Origin of the sequence: Stenotrophomonas sp. NPDC077659 (assembly GCF_050268705.1) — a bacterium.
Taxonomy (GTDB): Bacteria; Pseudomonadota; Gammaproteobacteria; order Xanthomonadales; family Xanthomonadaceae; genus Stenotrophomonas.
In genome coordinates this window covers 1-15,404 of the sequence record NZ_JBNNHG010000088.1, presented here as the reverse complement: position 1 = coordinate 15,404, position 15,404 = coordinate 1, and the positions used below count along the sequence as shown (strand labels likewise).

Sequence of the window (15,404 nt, the reverse complement as noted above, 5' to 3'; positions counted from 1 at the left end):
ATTGCGGAGCGGTGAATGTTTGACCGCTCGAAAAAAGGCGAAAACGCCCTGTTGAATGGAAGCGCTGATCAACTTCCAGACCCTGTGCGCCGACCTGACCGGCATGGAAATCGCCAACGCCTCGCTGCTGGACGAAGCCACGGCCGCTGCCGAAGCGATGACCCTGGCCAAGCGTTCGGCCAAGTCGAAGTCGGACACCTTCTTCGTGCATGACGCCGTGCACCCGCAGACGCTGGAACTGCTGCGCACCCGCGCCGAGCCCCTGGGCATCGTGCTGCGCGTGGGCACCCCGGCCGAGGCGATGGACGCAGAGGCCTTCGGCCTGCTGCTGCAGTACCCGGACACCTTCGGCCAAGTGGGCGACTACAAGGCCCTGGTCGATGCCGTGCACGCACGCGGCGGCCTGGTGGCCGTGGCCACCGACCTGCTGGCCCTGACCCTGCTGGCCGCCCCCGGCGAATGGGGCGCGGACATCGTGGTCGGCAACAGCCAGCGCTTCGGCGTGCCGTTCGGCTTCGGCGGCCCGCACGCCGCGTTCATGGCCTGCCGTGATGCCTACAAGCGCTCGATGCCGGGCCGCCTGATCGGTGTGTCCATCGACGCCGAGGGCAAGCCGGCCTACCGCCTGACCCTGCAGACCCGCGAGCAGCACATCCGTCGCGAGAAGGCCACGTCCAACATCTGCACCGCGCAGGTGCTGCTGGCGGTGATGGCTTCGATGTATGCGGTCTACCATGGTCCGGAAGGCCTGGCCCGCATCGCCCGCCGCACCCACCGCCTGGCCTCGATCCTGGCCGCGTCGCTGCGCAGCGCCGGCGTGCAGGTCGGTGGCGACTTCTTCGATACCCTGCACATCACCGGCGTGCACGCCGATGAGATCCACGCCAAGGCACGCGCTGCCGGTTACAACCTGCGCGCGATCGACAGCGACTCGGTGGGCATCAGCCTGGACGAGACCGCCTCCCGCGCCGACGTCGTCGCCTTGGCCGCCGTGTTCGGTGCACAAGCCGATGTGGATGCGCTCGATGCCAGCACCGCCGATGCACTGCCGGCCGCGCTGCTGCGCCAGTCCGCGTTCCTGACCCACCCGGTGTTCAACACCCACCACAGCGAGCACGAGCTGCTGCGCTACCTGCGTTCGCTGGCCGACAAGGACCTGGCGATGGACCGCACGATGATCCCGCTGGGCTCGTGCACCATGAAGCTCAATGCCACCGCCGAGATGATTCCGGTGACCTGGCCGGAGTTCTCGCAGATCCACCCGCTGGTGCCGGCCGACCAGGCGCTCGGCTACAGGGAACTGATCGACACGCTGGAAGCGATGCTGGTCGAATGCACCGGCTACGACGCGGTCAGCCTGCAGCCGAACTCAGGCGCACAGGGCGAGTACGCCGGCCTGCTGGCGATCCGCGCCTACCACCGCTCGCGCGGCGAGGGCCACCGTGACATCTGCCTGATCCCCGATTCGGCGCACGGCACCAACCCGGCCTCGGCGCAGATGTGCGGCATGAAGGTCGTGGTGACCAAGACCGATGCCAACGGCAACGTCGACGTCGAGGACATCCGCGTCAATGCCGAGAAGTACAGCGACCGCCTGGCCGCGATCATGATCACCTACCCGTCCACGCACGGCGTGTTCGAGGAAGAAGTGGTCGAGATCTGCGAGATCATCCACCAGCACGGCGGGCAGGTGTACACCGACGGCGCCAACATGAATGCCCTGGTCGGCGTGGCCAAGCCGGGCAAGTGGGGTTCGGACGTTTCCCACCTGAACCTGCACAAGACCTTCTGCATCCCGCACGGCGGCGGTGGCCCGGGCGTCGGCCCGTGTGCGGTGAAGGAACACCTGGCACCGTTCCTGCCGGGCAAGCTGGGTGACAATGGCCCGGTCGGCATGGTCAGCGCCGCCAGCTTCGGCAGCGCCTCGATCCTGCCGATCAGCTGGATGTACATCGCCATGATGGGCAGCGAAGGCCTGCGCAAGGCCACCCAGGTGGCCCAGCTCAACGCCAACTACATCGCCAAGCGCCTGGCCCCGCACTTCAAGACCCTGTACACCGGTCGCAACGGCCTGGTGGCGCACGAATGCATCCTCGACGTGCGCCCGCTGGAGAAGAGCAGCGGCATCGGCGCCGAGGACGTGGCCAAGCGCCTGATCGACTTCGGCTTCCATGCCCCGACCCTGAGCTTCCCGGTGGCCGGTACGCTGATGGTCGAGCCGACCGAAAGCGAATCGCTGCACGAGCTGGACCGCTTCATCGACGCGATGATCCAGATCCGCGAGGAAATCCGCGCGATAGAGGACGGCCGCCTGGACCGCGAGGACAACCCGCTGAAGAACGCCCCGCATACGGCGACGGCGGTGACGGCCAGCGAGTGGACCCACGCCTACCCGCGTGAGCTGGCGGCGTTCCCGCTGCCCAGCCTGAAGCTGCAGAAGTACTGGCCGCCGGTGGCCCGTGTCGACAACGTGTACGGTGACAAGAACGTGATGTGCGCCTGCATCCCCGTCGATGCCTACAAGGACGATGAAGTCGAGGCGTGATCCTTCGACCCATCGGAAATGAAAACGGCCCGCGCAAGCGGGCCGTTTTCGTTTCCATCCACGCATGGCGTGGATCTACCGCAGGCGTTCCGTTCCATCCACGCATGGCGTGGATCTACCGCGGGCGTTCCGTTGCATCCACGCCATGCGTGGATGCCGCGTTCTCACGGATCCGGCATCTGCCCCAGGCTCAACTGCCAGGACACGCCGAACCGGTCCTGCACCCAGCCATAGCGGTTGCTGAAATCGTAGTCGCCCACCGGCATCAGCCAGTGCCCGCCCTCGCCCAGCACGCGCGCGGCGCGCTCGAACTGCTCGCTACCCGCACATTCGACGAACAGCGATATCGACGGACTGAAGGTGAAGTCGTGCACGTCCAGGCTGTCGAAGCACAAGTAGTGCGTGCCACCGAGCAGGAAGATGGCCTGGCGTACCTGCCCCGGCACGCCGGCACCGGCCCCCTCCGGGTGGCGCTGCAGGGCCAGCAGGCGGAAATCGGCGAAGGCCTCGGCGTACAGCGCCATGGCGGCCTCGGCCTGGCCGGTGAACATCAGGAACGGGCGACTGCGCAGCATGCGGTACTCCTGTTGGACGGGCCGGTGAAGGTGCACGCGATCAGGATCGCACGGCCGATGTATGCCTTCTGTAGAGCCGAGCCCATGCTCGGCTGAGGTCTGCACGAACAGCAGCCGACCGTAGGGTCGGCTCTACAAAAGCAAAGCAACAAGCAGCCGACCGTAGGGTCGGCTCTACAAAGGCAAAGCAACAAGCAGCCGACCGCAGGGTCGGCTCTACAGCATCACGCCTCGCGCATGCGCCGGGCGATGGCACTGCCAGCGGCGATGACGGCGGTCAGCGCCACCATCGACAGGAACTGCAGTCGCGTATGCGCCTCGCTCAGCAGCAGGCCGAAGATCAATGCCAGGATCGCCAGCGCACACACCGTCAGCCACGGGAAGCCGGCCATGCGGAACGGCAGGCGTGTCCCCAGGCGGTCGGCACGGCGGCGCAGCACCAGCTGCGAAACCAGCGACAGCGTCCACACCAGCAGGCAGGTGGAGCCGACGATGTTCAGCAGCACCGGCAGCACCTTGTCCGGGAACAGCAGCTCCATGATGGTGGCGGCGAAACCGAACAGCACGCTGGCCAGCACGGCGATCACCGGCACCTGGCGCGGGTCCGTCCAGCCCAGCACGGCGGGCGCCTCGCGGCGCTGCGCCAGCGAATACATCATGCGCGAGGCACCGTAGAGGTTGGCATTGAGCGCGGACAGCAGGGCGATCACCGCGATGAGGGTGATGGCGGTGGCCGCACCCGGGATGTTGGCCACATCGAGCACGGCGGCAAACGGCGATTTCAGTGATTCGCTGGTCCACGGCACCACGGCGATGATCACGCTGAGCGAGCCGATGTAGAACACCAGGATGCGCCAGGCCACGGTGCGGATGGCACGGGCGATGCTGCGCTCGGGGTCTTCGGTCTCGGCTGCCGCCACCGCCACGATTTCGGTGCCGCCGAAGGCAAAAACGACAACCAGCAGCGCCGCACCGACGCCGGCCAGGCCCTTGGGCGCGAAGCCGCCGTGCTGGGTGAAGTTGCTCAACCCCGGCGAGGCCACCTGCGGCAGCCAGCCCATCAGCAGGGCGATGCCGATGGCGATGAACGCCAGGATCGCGGCCACCTTGAGGATCGCGAACCAGAACTCGAACTCGCCGAAATTCTTCACCCCGAGCAGGTTGATCGCGGTGAAGAACAGCATGAACGCCAGCGCCGCCATCGGCACCGGTATCACCGGCCAGACCGTGGCCAGCAGACCGGCCGCGCCCACCGCCTCGGCGGCGATGACGATGACCAGCTGTACCCACCACAACCAGCCGACCGTGGCACCGGCAGTGGCCCCCATGGCATCGGCCGCGTACACCGAGAACGCACCGCTGGTCGGTTTGGCCGCCGCCATCTCGCCCAGGGCGTTCATCACGATGATCACCAGCGCGCCGGCCACCAGGTAGGACACCAGCACGGCCGGGCCGGCCGCCTGCACGCCCACGCCGGAGCCGAGGAACAGGCCGGCGCCGATCGCGCTGCCCAGGCCCATCATGATCAGCTGGCGCGGCTTGAGCGAATGGCCAAGGCGGGACGACGAGGCGGACGGTGCGGGGCTGGCGGGCATCGGCAGGACTGGCGGCGGCTACAGGGGCGTCACCTTACATTGTCCCCTACTCACGGGGATAGGCACAGTGCAGCAGACCGCTCAGGGCAGCGTGGCCTCGGCCAGATGGGCGCCGACGTTCTCTCCAATACGGGCCCGGTAGGCGCGTGGCGAAAAACCGGTCTCGGCCTTGAACTTGCGGGTAAACGCACTCTGGTCACTGAAACCGCAGGCCTGGCCGATGCAGGCGATGCTGTCATCACCATGCAGCAGGTGCATGGCCATCTGGATGCGCAGGCGGGTCAGCACCTGCTGCGGGGTCATCTGGAACACCTTGCGGAAGCTGCGCTCCAGCTTGGACAGCGAGAAACCGGTGATGTCCAGCAGGGTCTGCATGCGCACGTTCTCGGCGTAGTGCGCGTTGAGGTGGGCCAGCGCCAGCCGCAGCTGCTCGTACTGGCTGCCCAGGCTGTCCTTCTGGCCCAGGTCGCGGGAAATGCCGATCAGCCCCTGGATGCTGCCATCCACCAGCAGCGGGCGCTTGCAGGTCAGGCACCAGCCCGGTTCGCGGTTGGCGAACAGGTGCAGCTCCATCAGGTTCTCGATCACCTCGCCGGACAGCACGCGCGCGTCCTGGTCCACATAATCCGCGCTCAGGCCGGTGGGGTAGATCTCGGCGGCGGTGCGGCCGATCACATCCTTGCGCGCACGCAGGCCCAGCCGCCGCAGCATGGTCTGGTTGACGTGGGTGTAACGGCCCTGGCGGTCCTTCATGAAGAACAGCACGTCCGGAATGGCGTCGAACAGGGCTTCGATGTCGGTGGGCTCGACTCGCATGCGGCAAGCATACCCGAGCGTGCTTTTGCCTGTACGTTCACCCGCAGCGGACTGTGGGTTAACGGCCGTGGGGCGACTGTCATGGCCTGCCCCTTCCAACTTCATACCCGGAGAAACTTTCCATGGCCGCCAGCAAGCCAACCGGCAAGCGCGCACCCACCCCGCCCCGGAAGACCGAGCAGTCCCAGCACCCACACCCCGGCGAGGGAGATGAACTGCACCTGCAGGCCGGCGGCACCCATCCACCGATGACCACCGCGCAGGGCATTCCGGTGGCCGACAACCAGAACTCGCTGCGTGAGAGCCCGCGAGGCCCCACCCTGCTGGAGGATTTCATCCTCCGTGAGAAGATCACCCACTTCGACCACGAGCGCATTCCCGAGCGCATCGTGCATGCGCGCGGCAGCGCGGCCCATGGCTATTTCGAACTGACAACCTCGCTGGCGAAGTACACCCGCGCACGCGTTCTGACCGAGGTCGGCACGAAGACGCCGGTGTTCACTCGTTTTTCCACCGTGGCCGGCGGTGCCGGTTCGGTCGACACCCCGCGCGATGTGCGCGGCTTCGCGGTGAAGTTCTACACGCCGGAAGGCAACTGGGACCTGGTCGGCAACAACATCCCGGTGTTCTTCATCCAGGACGCCATGAAGTTTCCCGACCTGGTGCATGCGGTGAAGATGGAACCTGACCGTGCATTCCCGCAGGCGGCCAGCGCGCATGACACGTTCTGGGATTTCATTTCGCTGATGCCCGAATCGATGCACATGATCATGTGGGCGATGAGCGACCGTGGCATCCCGCGTTCGCTGCGCATGATCGAAGGCTTCGGCGTGCACAGCTTCCGCCTGTTGAACGAGGCCGGCGAATCCACCTTTGTCAAATTCCATTGGCGACCGACGCTGGGCATCCAGTCCACGGTGTGGGACGAAGCGCTGAAGCTGCAGGCGGCCGACAACGATTTCCATCGCCGCGATCTGTTCGAGGCGATACAGCGCGGCGATTTCCCCGAATGGCAGCTGGCCGTCCAGCTGTTCACCGAGGCCGAAGCCGAGCAGTTCCCCTTCGACCATCTGGACCCGACCAAGATCATTCCCGAATCGCTGGTGCCGCTGAAGGTGATCGGCCGCATGGTGCTGGACCGCTGGCCGGATAATTTCTTCGCCGAGACCGAGCAGGTGGCGTTCTGCCCGGCCAACGTACCGCCGGGCATCGACTTCAGCAACGACCCGCTGCTGCAGGGCCGGCTGTTCTCCTACCTCGACACGCAGTTGATCCGGCTGGGCGGCCCGAACTTCCACCAGATTCCGGTGAATGCACCGAAGTGCCCGTTCGCCAACCACCAGCGCGATGGCCACATGCAGATGCAGGTGCCGAAGGGCCGCGTGGCCTACGATCCCAGTTCGCTGGAAGACGACAGCCCGCGCGAGACCCCGGCTGGCTTCCGCAGCCATGCGACCGCCGATGATGGCCGCAAGGGGCGTACGCGCGCGGCCAGCTTCGCCGACCACTACAGCCAGGCACGCGCGTTCTTCCGCAGCCTGGAAAAACCGGAGCAGGCGCATCTCGCCTCGGCGCTGGTGTTTGAGCTGTCGAAGGTTGAAACGCTGAAGGTGCGCGTGCGTACCGTCAGCCACCTGCGCAACATCGACGAATCGCTGGCCAGGCGCGTGGCCGACGGCCTGGCCCTGCCCGACCTGCCTGATACCGCACCGACGGCAACGCCGGCACAGGACATGCCCACCGTTCCCGAAGTGCGCATCATCGGCCGAACGAAAGACACGCTGCAGGGGCGCTGCATCGGCATCCTGTTCGATGAAGGTTCCGATGCAGGCTTGATCGCCAGCCTGCGCAAGGCCGCGCAGAAGGCCGGTGCCGAGGTGAAACTGGTAGCGCCGAAAGTCGGCGGCGCCACGCTCAGCGACGGCAAGCGCCAGACCGCCGATGGCCAGCTGGCCGGCACGCCGTCTGCCGTGTTCGATGCGGTGGCCGTGGTACTCAGCGCAGAAGGCGCCAAGGCATTGGCCAAGGAAGCGGCGGCCGTCGAGTTCGTCAGCCATGCGTGGGCACACCTGAAGGCCATCGCCAGCGATGAAGGCGGGCAAGCGCTGCTGAAGGCGGCGCGCGTGGGCAACGATTCCGGCATCGTGGAAGCGGAAGATACGAAGGGCTTCTTCGCCGCCGCGGCCACCCGCCAATGGGCGCGCGAACCGAAACTGCGCCAGCTGGCCTGATCGTCCCTCACAGGAGAAGCAACATGCCCCGTGGTGACAAATCCGCCTACACCGACAAGCAGAAGCGCCAGGCCGAGCACATCGAGGAAAGCGAACGCGAGCGCGGCGCCAGTGAAAGCACGGCCGAACGCATCGCCTGGGCCACCGTCAACAAGCAGGATGGCGGTGGCAAACGCAGCGGCAGCGGACGAAAGTCGGCGAAGAAAGCGGCCGACCGCTGACCGTCAGCCAGGCAGCCCATGCACCCAGCGCGGCGTCACCCGTCGCTGCAGCACGGCTGTGGCCGCCAAAGCAATTGCGGAAGGTCAATCTCCGGCGGGCACACCCGCGTCTCGACCCGCCTCGTCGCCCTCCTGTGCCGGTCGATCAAAATCAACATTTCTCAGGAACAGCAGGATGAACACCACCATATGTGTCATACCCAGCAGCGACTCGAACACCACGATCCAACGCCCCAGCACGGAGATCGGCACGATGTCACCAAAACCCAGCGTGGTAAATGTTGCGGTCGAGAAGTAGAACGCTTCGGACAAGCCGTCAAGCGGCCGATCATCCTTGCTGAAAGCCACCAGAGGCAGCTTGGCGTAGTAGGCCGAGAAGACCAGGATCAGCAGCACAGTGGTGGTGACGAAGATCAGCGGCGTGAACACCAGCTCCTCCCGGGTGTACCTCAGGTGACGGTGGCTGACCAGGCCAAAACTGATGTATCCCGCAAGTATCAGCAAGATGCCAATGCATAGAATGACTGCATGTGACCAGTGATTACCCTGAAATGGCATGAGCACCGCTGGCAGGAAAAACAGTGCGCTCAAGCACATGCGCACGCGCCCGGCGGGATCCTTGCTGTCCATCCAGGTCACCAGTGCAATCAGCCGCTTTCTCATCCAGACCTTCCGTGGGAGTGGTGAATCGATATACAAGCCATCGGCAGGACGAACGCTTTCTTGAGCATCGGCTGGCCACCCTCGCGCCATAGTCGCCGCCTGCTGCATCGGACTTCGGGCAGCGCAGACCAGCATCTTCACGCAGGCTGCTCGTGGGGTGCAGGCATGGTGGCTGCATGTTCTGCAGGAGATATCCATGCTTTCACCCCGCGTTGCCGTGCTTGCACTGTCGTTGCTGACAACCCCTGTATTCGCGCAGACCCCACCCGCCGGCCTGCCCGCGCCCATCGCCGAACGCGCCGGGCCGGATATCGCAGCGCGCTCGCCGCTGCACGCGCAGGTGCTGCTGGACCGCGCCAACTTCTCGCCCGGCCAGATCGATGGCGAAGTGGGCAGCAACCAGCGCCGCGCGGTGTCCGGCTTCCAGGCCGCGCACGGGCTGACCGTGAGCGGGGAACTGGACGATGCCACCTGGAAAGCACTGCAGGCTGATGCCATCACGCCGCTGGCCAGTTACACGTTGACTGCCGAGGACGTGGCCGGCCCGTTCCAGCCGGTTCCGAAGGGGCCCGCTGCACAGGCCAAGCTGAAAGCGCTGGGCTACGGCAGCGTAGAGGAATCACTCGGCGAACGCTTCCATGCCTCGCCCGAGCTGCTGAAGGCGCTCAACCCCGGCGTTGATCTGGGCAAGGCCGGCAGCCACATCCAGGTGCCCAACGTCGCCCCTGCACCGCTGCCGAAGGCGGCCAAGGTCGTGGTCGACAGATCCGATTCCACCCTGCAGCTGCTCGATGCAGCAGGCAAGGTGATCGCGCAGGTACCGGTGTCCTCGGGCAGCCAGCACGATCCGCTGCCGATCGGCGATTGGAAGATCCTCGGCGTGTACCGCGACCCGCCCTTCCACTACAACCCGAAGCTGTTCTGGGACGCGCGCAAGGGCGAGAAGAAGGCCACGCTGCCGCCGGGCCCGAACAACCCGGTGGGCAAGGTCTGGATCGACCTGTCCAAGCCGCATTACGGCCTGCACGGCACGCCCGAACCCGGCCACGTGGGCAAGACCGAATCGCACGGCTGCGTGCGCATGACCAACTGGGATGCGCTGCGCGTGGCCGATGCACTGGATACCTCCGTACCTGTGGTGATGCAGGAGTAAGCCGATGCGCCTTTCGCAGCTGATCGTGCTGGGTGTTCTGCTGGGCCTGGGCGCCGGCTGGTGGCTGCGCCGCGATGCGGGTGAACCGGTGGCCGTTGTGGCGCCCGCACCGCAACCGGTGGTGGCTGCTGCACCGGCGAAGGCATCGGCAGTGCCGCAGGCGGATGCGCCGGCACCCGCATCCTTGCCAACGCCCACCAGTGCCAGCGATGCACCCATGGATCTGCTGCTGCCGGTGCAGGGGGTACTGCCCTCTCGACTGCGCGACACCTTCACCGACGCGCGCAGCGAAGGCCGCGTGCACGATGCCATCGACATCATGGCCGACGCCGGTACGCCGGTGCTGGCCGTGGCCGACGGCACGGTGGAAAAGCTGTTCGACAGCGAGCGCGGTGGCCTGACGATCTACCAGTTCGAGCCCAGCGGACGCTGGTGCTACTACTACGCGCATCTGCAGCGCTACGCCGATGGCCTGGCCGAAAAGCAGACCATCAAGCGTGGTGAGGTGATCGGCTATGTCGGCAGCACCGGCAATGCCAGCGCCGACGCCCCGCACCTGCATTTTGAAGTGCACGTGCTGGGGCCGGAAAAACAGTGGTGGAAGGGGGAATCGATCAATCCGTATCCACTGCTGCAGACGGGGCGCTGACGCGCGAGCGCTCGCGTTGTTCAGAGGCCTGAGGCAACACGCACCGCTTCGCAGGCGGCGATGAGGTTTTCCACCAGGCATCCGCTGACGCCCAGTTCGCCCTCGTACTCGGCGATGTTTCGCTGCTGGTGGCACTTGTCGAGCACGCGCCACACTTCCCGGCCAACGCCCAACGTGTGCTTGAGCGACTGGAACACGATGCAGCGGTTGCTGGGCCGGAACCCCTTCGCGCGAAGCGCGGCCGGGCTCAAGGCGTGCGCGGCGTTGTATGCAAGGTCGAAGCGGCTTTCCAACGACAACGTGGCATTGCGTGCGTCACACAGCCGCGCAAGGCCCGAGCGCTGCAGCCCTTCGATCTCGCGCGGATCGGGCGGTTCGGCGGTAAGCGGTTTACCCGCCCCGACCAGATTCTGCAACGACGAGGTCATCCGTTCCTCCAATCACCCACACCTTGGGTTGTTCGAGAACACGCTGCAGGAAGGCATTGCCCTTGCGCAGGCGATCATTCAATTCGTCGTGCGTATACAGTGTCGGGCTAACCGGCCGTCCCAGACGTTCATCCAAAGGATCAAGCGCGGCCATCAACTCGGCATAGCCCAGCGTATCGGACACGAGCATCAGATCGATGTCGCTGTGCGCGCTGTCGGTGCGCTTGGCCACCGAACCGAAGACGAAAGCCAGTGCAATCTGATCCTGCAGCGGTTGCAACGCCTGGCGCAGCGGCTGCGCCAGGCCGATGGTCTTGTGCACCAGCGCCACCAGTTCGGCATGGATGGGCGACCCGGCATACGCGCGGTAGCGCTTCTGGTTACCGACCCTGCGTTGCTCGACCAGGCCACTTGCGACCAGCTTGGCGACTTCGCGCTGCACGGCGCCAGAGCCGGCACCGCTGCCGCTGATCAGCTCGGAGATGCTGAAATCGCGCAGCTCCTGCCCAAACAGCAGGGCCAGCACCCGTTGCTGGGTCTGGGTGAACAGCGCGTCGGCCAGCCCGATGGGGCCGGTGGAAGACGCCGCGGAAGCTTTGATACCCATATTGGGCATTATTTTACCCATATTGGGCATTCTGCAAGTGCCCCGCCGGGCGTGGCCCGGCGCTACCGGGGGGCGGAGCGGCGTTGCCAGCGCCGCAGTGCGATGCTCGCGGCCGCCAATCCTCCACCGGCAACCAGCAACAGCAACGCCACCGGCTGCCAGAAGAAGAACGGCCACAACCAAAGGTAATTCAGGTCGGTCACCTTCAATGCGTGCATCGGGGCAGCAGCTCCACCGTGGCCGCGCGCCCGGCCAGGGCCGGGTCCACCTCCAGCACGGTCAAGCGCAGTGAAGAACGCCCGCGCGGCAATGCATCGCCCCGGCCATAGCCGAAGTACGACGCGCCGAATCTGTCCGGATCCACCGATGCCAGCGCGCGCGGGATATCAGGATCTGCTGCCCCTGTGCGTGGCTGCGCGCGGACATCGATGCGATCAGTCGGGGTCTCCGCGCGCAGGCGCAGCTCGGGATTGCTGCTGGGGTCCGTGCCGTCATCCGCGTAGCGCACACGCAGGCGCAGCGGATCGTCAATGAAGCGGTAAACCGTGATCTCGGCCGTGGCGCCCGGCTGCAGCATCAGCGGCAGGGTCTGCGTGCGCGAGGCCAGATGGTTGGCGGCTGCGCCCAGCAGCAGCACCAGGCAGGCCAGCGCCCACAGGCTCCACAGCAGCCACAGGGTCACCCGTGCGACCGTCTCGCCTTTCATGCCGACCTCCGTGTCTTTGCGCTGCGCCCCTGCTGGCGTTGCCGCCAACCTAACGCATAACGGCACGTATCCACAGTGCTGCGGGGGGGGCGCCGGCGACAGCTGCCGGCCCCTTTGCCTCGCCCGGTGGAGGCACCGTATTCGGCGCCACGGTCACCGAGGCCAACGTGCTCACGATTCGTAGGCGACTTCCCAGGTGCCATAGCGCACCAAGCCGCTCGAGCGGGCAAGCGCGATGGAGGCGTGATTGTCATGCTGGCACCGATACTGCAGATGATGACCGCGATCCTCCGCGTCGGTGCGCAGCGCACCCACCAGTGCGCGCCCCAAGCCCGCGCCGCGTGCGCGTGGCAGGGTCAGCACACCCATGTCCGCAATCGCGGCGCCGCCCCACGGATACATGCTGGCAGCAGCCAGCAGTTCGCCCTCATCGAAGGCTCCGAACACAGACCAGTGATCGAGCTCCACGTAGGCGTCTTCCTGGTCCTGCCTGAAGGCCTGGTGCGTGAAGAGCTCGAACGTCTTCGCGTCCTCGGGCCCCAACTGACGCACCCGCACGCTGGGCTTCAGCATCACCTTTGCAACTGCGCCAGGGCTGGCGTAATACACCAGATCGGGCGCATGCAGGCGGATGCCGCCACTGCGCAGGGCCTCGCGCAGGGTTGCCGGTGAGAAGGGGGTGGCGGGATGCGCCGTGAGCTTTGCAGCCGCGGCGACTCCCGGGGTGAGCGCTGCGTGGACGCTGCCGTCGCCGGCCTCCAGGATCATCGCGCGTCGCTGCACATCCAGCCCGGGATTGACGAAGGCGGTAAGCCCCGGCGTACTTGGCAACTGCCGCCCCCTGTGCAGCAGACTGTCCCAGTACTGCACGACGGTTGTTGAGAATTCAGTCACTGTGGGTGCTTCCTCGTGTGTACAAGCGGCGAAATCTGCCAGTGCAAGTGCGCGCGATTCCAACCACGGAACGAAGTGAGGGTTGCCGAAGCTGTAGAAGTGTCCTCCTTCAAACAGCCAGCCGGCGGGATAAGCGAGACGCGCGCCTCCCGGGATCCTCTGAACAATTGCGCCGGTAGTGCCTTCCGCTGGCCGGCAACATCAGCGACGATGTCCACCGGCTGCGTGAGACGCACGGTCTTGCAGCGAAGATGCCTGAGGCGGTGAAAACACCCTTTGCGCGCAAGAGACAGAACTTTCGCGCGGGTCAGGCCGGCCTGACTTCCCTGCAGACCAGCTCGGCCAGTTCGCGGCAGGCGAAGAACAGCCCTTCCACCACGCCTTCATCCAGGTGCCTGCGGGGCGTGGCCATGGTCGTGCAGCGGTTGGCCGCATGCAGCATTTCCACCGCGGTGAGGATGCCCACGGCCGCACGGTCGATCCGCGCCAGGGACTGGCGTCGGCCATCGGACAGGTTTTCTTCCGGCCAGGGCAAGCCATCGGAGCCTTCACCCTCTCGGATGCGGGTAAGGCAGCCCTGGAAGGTGCTGAGATCGTCGGCGGGATTGGTGTCGTCGTTGATGGGCTCAACAGCATGGAACGGCGGGTTCCTGCGGGTGGTCATGGCGTCGGCTTCCGTGGCTGTGCGTGACAGCGCCACCACGCGGAAGCGGGTGGCGGACGGTGCGGGTTGCAAACCGGGCATAGCTGAACCGGTGGATCCGAAGATCCCCACGCACCGCCCGCCATAAAGGCCGACGGATTGCCAGCCGGCACCGCTTCAGGACGGTGCCGGCTGGCAAGCGTTTACAGCTATGCTCGGGTTTGCACACCCGGCCACCTTTTTTCAGTGGCTCGCCATGTTGTCTACGCCTGCACGTTCGATTCAATGAGAAAAATACGAATGCTTCGGATGCATCGAACGCGCGGGGCAAATTGTTGCATGCGCAGGGAACAGGCAGAAGCGACAGGAAAAGGCGCGAGGGTGCTAATGCATGGACGTGCGCGACGTATGGTGTCGCCAACAACCCGAACTTCAGAAGGGTGCGTGACGTTTATCGCTTACCAAGAGTTGTATTGTGGACGTCGCGCGAGGATTTTGAGTGGCGTGTGGCTTGGGGGAATTTGACGTGGCTGGCTGATGTGGTGCGCTGGAAACGACATGCTGGTGGCTTCGGTTCTGCCAGCCATGGGCTGGCACTACTGGGATCGCAGTTCACGCGCGGCGATTCGGCCAAACAAAACGCCGCGACCCCATAGGGAGTCGCGGCGCTTTTTTCACTTGAACAGCGTTACCACCACGCCGGGCATGGCCCGGCGCTACCGGTCAATCGCTCAGGCAAACGGATCCTGCAGGACCATGGTGTGGTCGCGGTCCGGGCCGGTGGAGACGATGCTGATCGGGCAACCGGCCAGCTCTTCCAGCGAACGCAGGTAGGCGCGTGCGGCCGGCGGCAGCTCGTCCCAGTTGGTGATGCCGTGGGTGTTCTCGCTCCAGCCCGGGAATTCCAGATACACCGGGGTGCACTCTTCCCAGCCCTGGGCGTCCAGCGGCGCGTACTCGGTGCGCTTGCCGTTGTATTCGTATGCGATGCAGACCTTCAGCTTTTCCATGCCATCCAGCACGTCCAGCTTGGTGATGCACAGGCCGCTGATGCCATTGATCGCGACGGCGCGCTTCAGCGCGACGATGTCCATCCAGCCGCAGCGACGCGGGCGACCGGTGGAAGCACCGTACTCGGCGCCGCGGTCACGGATGCCCTGGCCGATTTCATCGTCCAGTTCGGTCGGGAACGGGCCGCCGCCGACGCGGGTCGCGTAGGCCTTGGCGATGCCCAGCACGTAGTCGATCGAATCGGCGCCGACGCCGGAACCGGCCAGCGCGCCACCGACGGTGGTGTTGGAGCTGGTGACGTACGGGTAGGTGCCGTGGTCGATGTCCAGCAGGGCGCCCTGCGCGCCCTCGAACAGCACGCGCTTACCCTGCTTGCGCAGGTCGTGCAGGATGCCGGCCACGTCGGACTTCATCGGCTGCACGTATTCGCCGAAGGCCAGGGCTTCGTCGAAGGTCTTCTGGAAGTCGACCGCGTCGGTGTTCAGATACTTGGTCAGCACGAAGTTGTGGTAGTCCAGCGCAGTGCGCAGCAGTTCTTCCAGCTGCTTCGGGTAATGCAGATCGGCGATGCGGATGCCGCGACGCGCCACCTTGTCTTCGTAGGCCGGGCCACTCTCGCTGGCCACCAGCTACGACGACATTCCCTGGTCGGCAAACGCGTTCTACG

General features: G+C 65.7%; 11 protein-coding genes and 4 pseudogenes. 5 read left to right on the top strand and 10 right to left on the bottom strand.

Going from position 1 to position 15,404, the window contains the following annotated elements; translation table 11 throughout:
- Positions 1–55: 55 nt before the first annotated feature.
- Positions 56–2,545, top strand: a pseudogene (gcvP, locus tag ACQKDV_RS12950) (aminomethyl-transferring glycine dehydrogenase); the annotation flags it as partial.
- 164 nt (positions 2,546–2,709) lie between these two features.
- Here gcvP and ACQKDV_RS12945 read toward each other — a convergent pair.
- The 3 genes from ACQKDV_RS12945 to ACQKDV_RS12935 all read right to left on the bottom strand — a co-directional run bounded on the left by ACQKDV_RS12945 (position 2,710) and on the right by ACQKDV_RS12935 (position 5,531).
- Entirely contained in the window at positions 2,710–3,120 is a 411-nt protein-coding gene (locus ACQKDV_RS12945; RefSeq protein WP_427784123.1) for a VOC family protein, read from the bottom strand.
- Positions 3,121–3,344: 224 nt separating this feature from the next.
- Positions 3,345–4,715: an amino acid permease gene (locus ACQKDV_RS12940; RefSeq protein ID WP_427784122.1), complete on the bottom strand. Its 1,371-nt coding sequence runs from the start codon at positions 4,713–4,715 to the stop codon at positions 3,345–3,347.
- Positions 4,716–4,796: 81 nt separating this feature from the next.
- Positions 4,797–5,531: a helix-turn-helix domain-containing protein gene (locus tag ACQKDV_RS12935; protein WP_427784121.1), complete on the bottom strand. Its 735-nt coding sequence runs from the start codon at positions 5,529–5,531 to the stop codon at positions 4,797–4,799.
- Between the two features lie 122 nt (positions 5,532–5,653).
- Here ACQKDV_RS12935 and ACQKDV_RS12930 point away from each other — a divergent pair, with 122 nt between their 5' ends.
- Both ACQKDV_RS12930 and ACQKDV_RS12925 read left to right on the top strand, forming a co-directional pair.
- Positions 5,654–7,762, top strand: a complete 2,109-nt coding sequence (locus ACQKDV_RS12930) for a catalase (protein ID WP_427784120.1) — start codon at positions 5,654–5,656, stop codon at positions 7,760–7,762.
- Between the two features lie 23 nt (positions 7,763–7,785).
- Positions 7,786–7,975: pseudogene (locus ACQKDV_RS12925) on the top strand (hypothetical protein); the annotation flags it as partial.
- A gap of 92 nt (positions 7,976–8,067) precedes the next feature.
- Here ACQKDV_RS12925 and ACQKDV_RS12920 read toward each other — a convergent pair.
- Positions 8,068–8,781 carry a potassium channel family protein gene (locus ACQKDV_RS12920; protein WP_427784124.1) on the bottom strand — a complete coding sequence of 238 codons (714 nt, stop codon included), beginning with the start codon at positions 8,779–8,781 and terminating at the stop codon, positions 8,068–8,070.
- 61 nt (positions 8,782–8,842) lie between these two features.
- Between ACQKDV_RS12920 and ACQKDV_RS12915 the strand changes: the two genes are divergently transcribed.
- Together ACQKDV_RS12915 and ACQKDV_RS12910 are read left to right on the top strand one after the other, a co-directional pair.
- Positions 8,843–9,799, top strand: coding sequence for a L,D-transpeptidase family protein (locus ACQKDV_RS12915; protein WP_427784119.1), 957 nt, complete (start codon positions 8,843–8,845; stop codon positions 9,797–9,799).
- A gap of 4 nt (positions 9,800–9,803) precedes the next feature.
- Positions 9,804–10,448, top strand: a complete 645-nt coding sequence (locus ACQKDV_RS12910; protein ID WP_427784118.1) for a M23 family metallopeptidase — start codon at positions 9,804–9,806, stop codon at positions 10,446–10,448.
- Positions 10,449–10,468: 20 nt separating this feature from the next.
- Here the strand turns inward: ACQKDV_RS12910 and ACQKDV_RS12905 are convergent, their stop codons facing one another.
- From ACQKDV_RS12905 to ACQKDV_RS12880, 6 genes and pseudogenes are all read right to left on the bottom strand, one after another.
- The gene (locus ACQKDV_RS12905) at positions 10,469–10,876 is read right to left on the bottom strand and encodes a hypothetical protein (RefSeq protein ID WP_427784117.1); all 408 of its coding nucleotides are present in this window, start codon (positions 10,874–10,876) and stop codon (positions 10,469–10,471) included.
- Entirely contained in the window at positions 10,839–11,483 is a 645-nt protein-coding gene (locus ACQKDV_RS12900; RefSeq protein WP_427784116.1) for a transcriptional regulator, read from the bottom strand. The genes ACQKDV_RS12905 and ACQKDV_RS12900 overlap by 38 nt, the downstream gene beginning before the upstream one ends.
- A gap of 62 nt (positions 11,484–11,545) precedes the next feature.
- Positions 11,546–12,189: pseudogene (locus ACQKDV_RS12895) on the bottom strand (hypothetical protein).
- Positions 12,190–12,360: 171 nt separating this feature from the next.
- Entirely contained in the window at positions 12,361–13,083 is a 723-nt protein-coding gene (locus ACQKDV_RS12890; protein WP_427784115.1) for a GNAT family N-acetyltransferase, read from the bottom strand.
- A 307-nt stretch (positions 13,084–13,390) separates the two neighbouring features.
- Entirely contained in the window at positions 13,391–13,747 is a 357-nt protein-coding gene (locus tag ACQKDV_RS12885) for a hypothetical protein (protein ID WP_427784114.1), read from the bottom strand.
- Between the two features lie 710 nt (positions 13,748–14,457).
- Positions 14,458–15,348 (bottom strand): annotated as a pseudogene (locus tag ACQKDV_RS12880) (adenylosuccinate synthase); the annotation flags it as partial.
- Positions 15,349–15,404 lie beyond the last annotated feature (56 nt).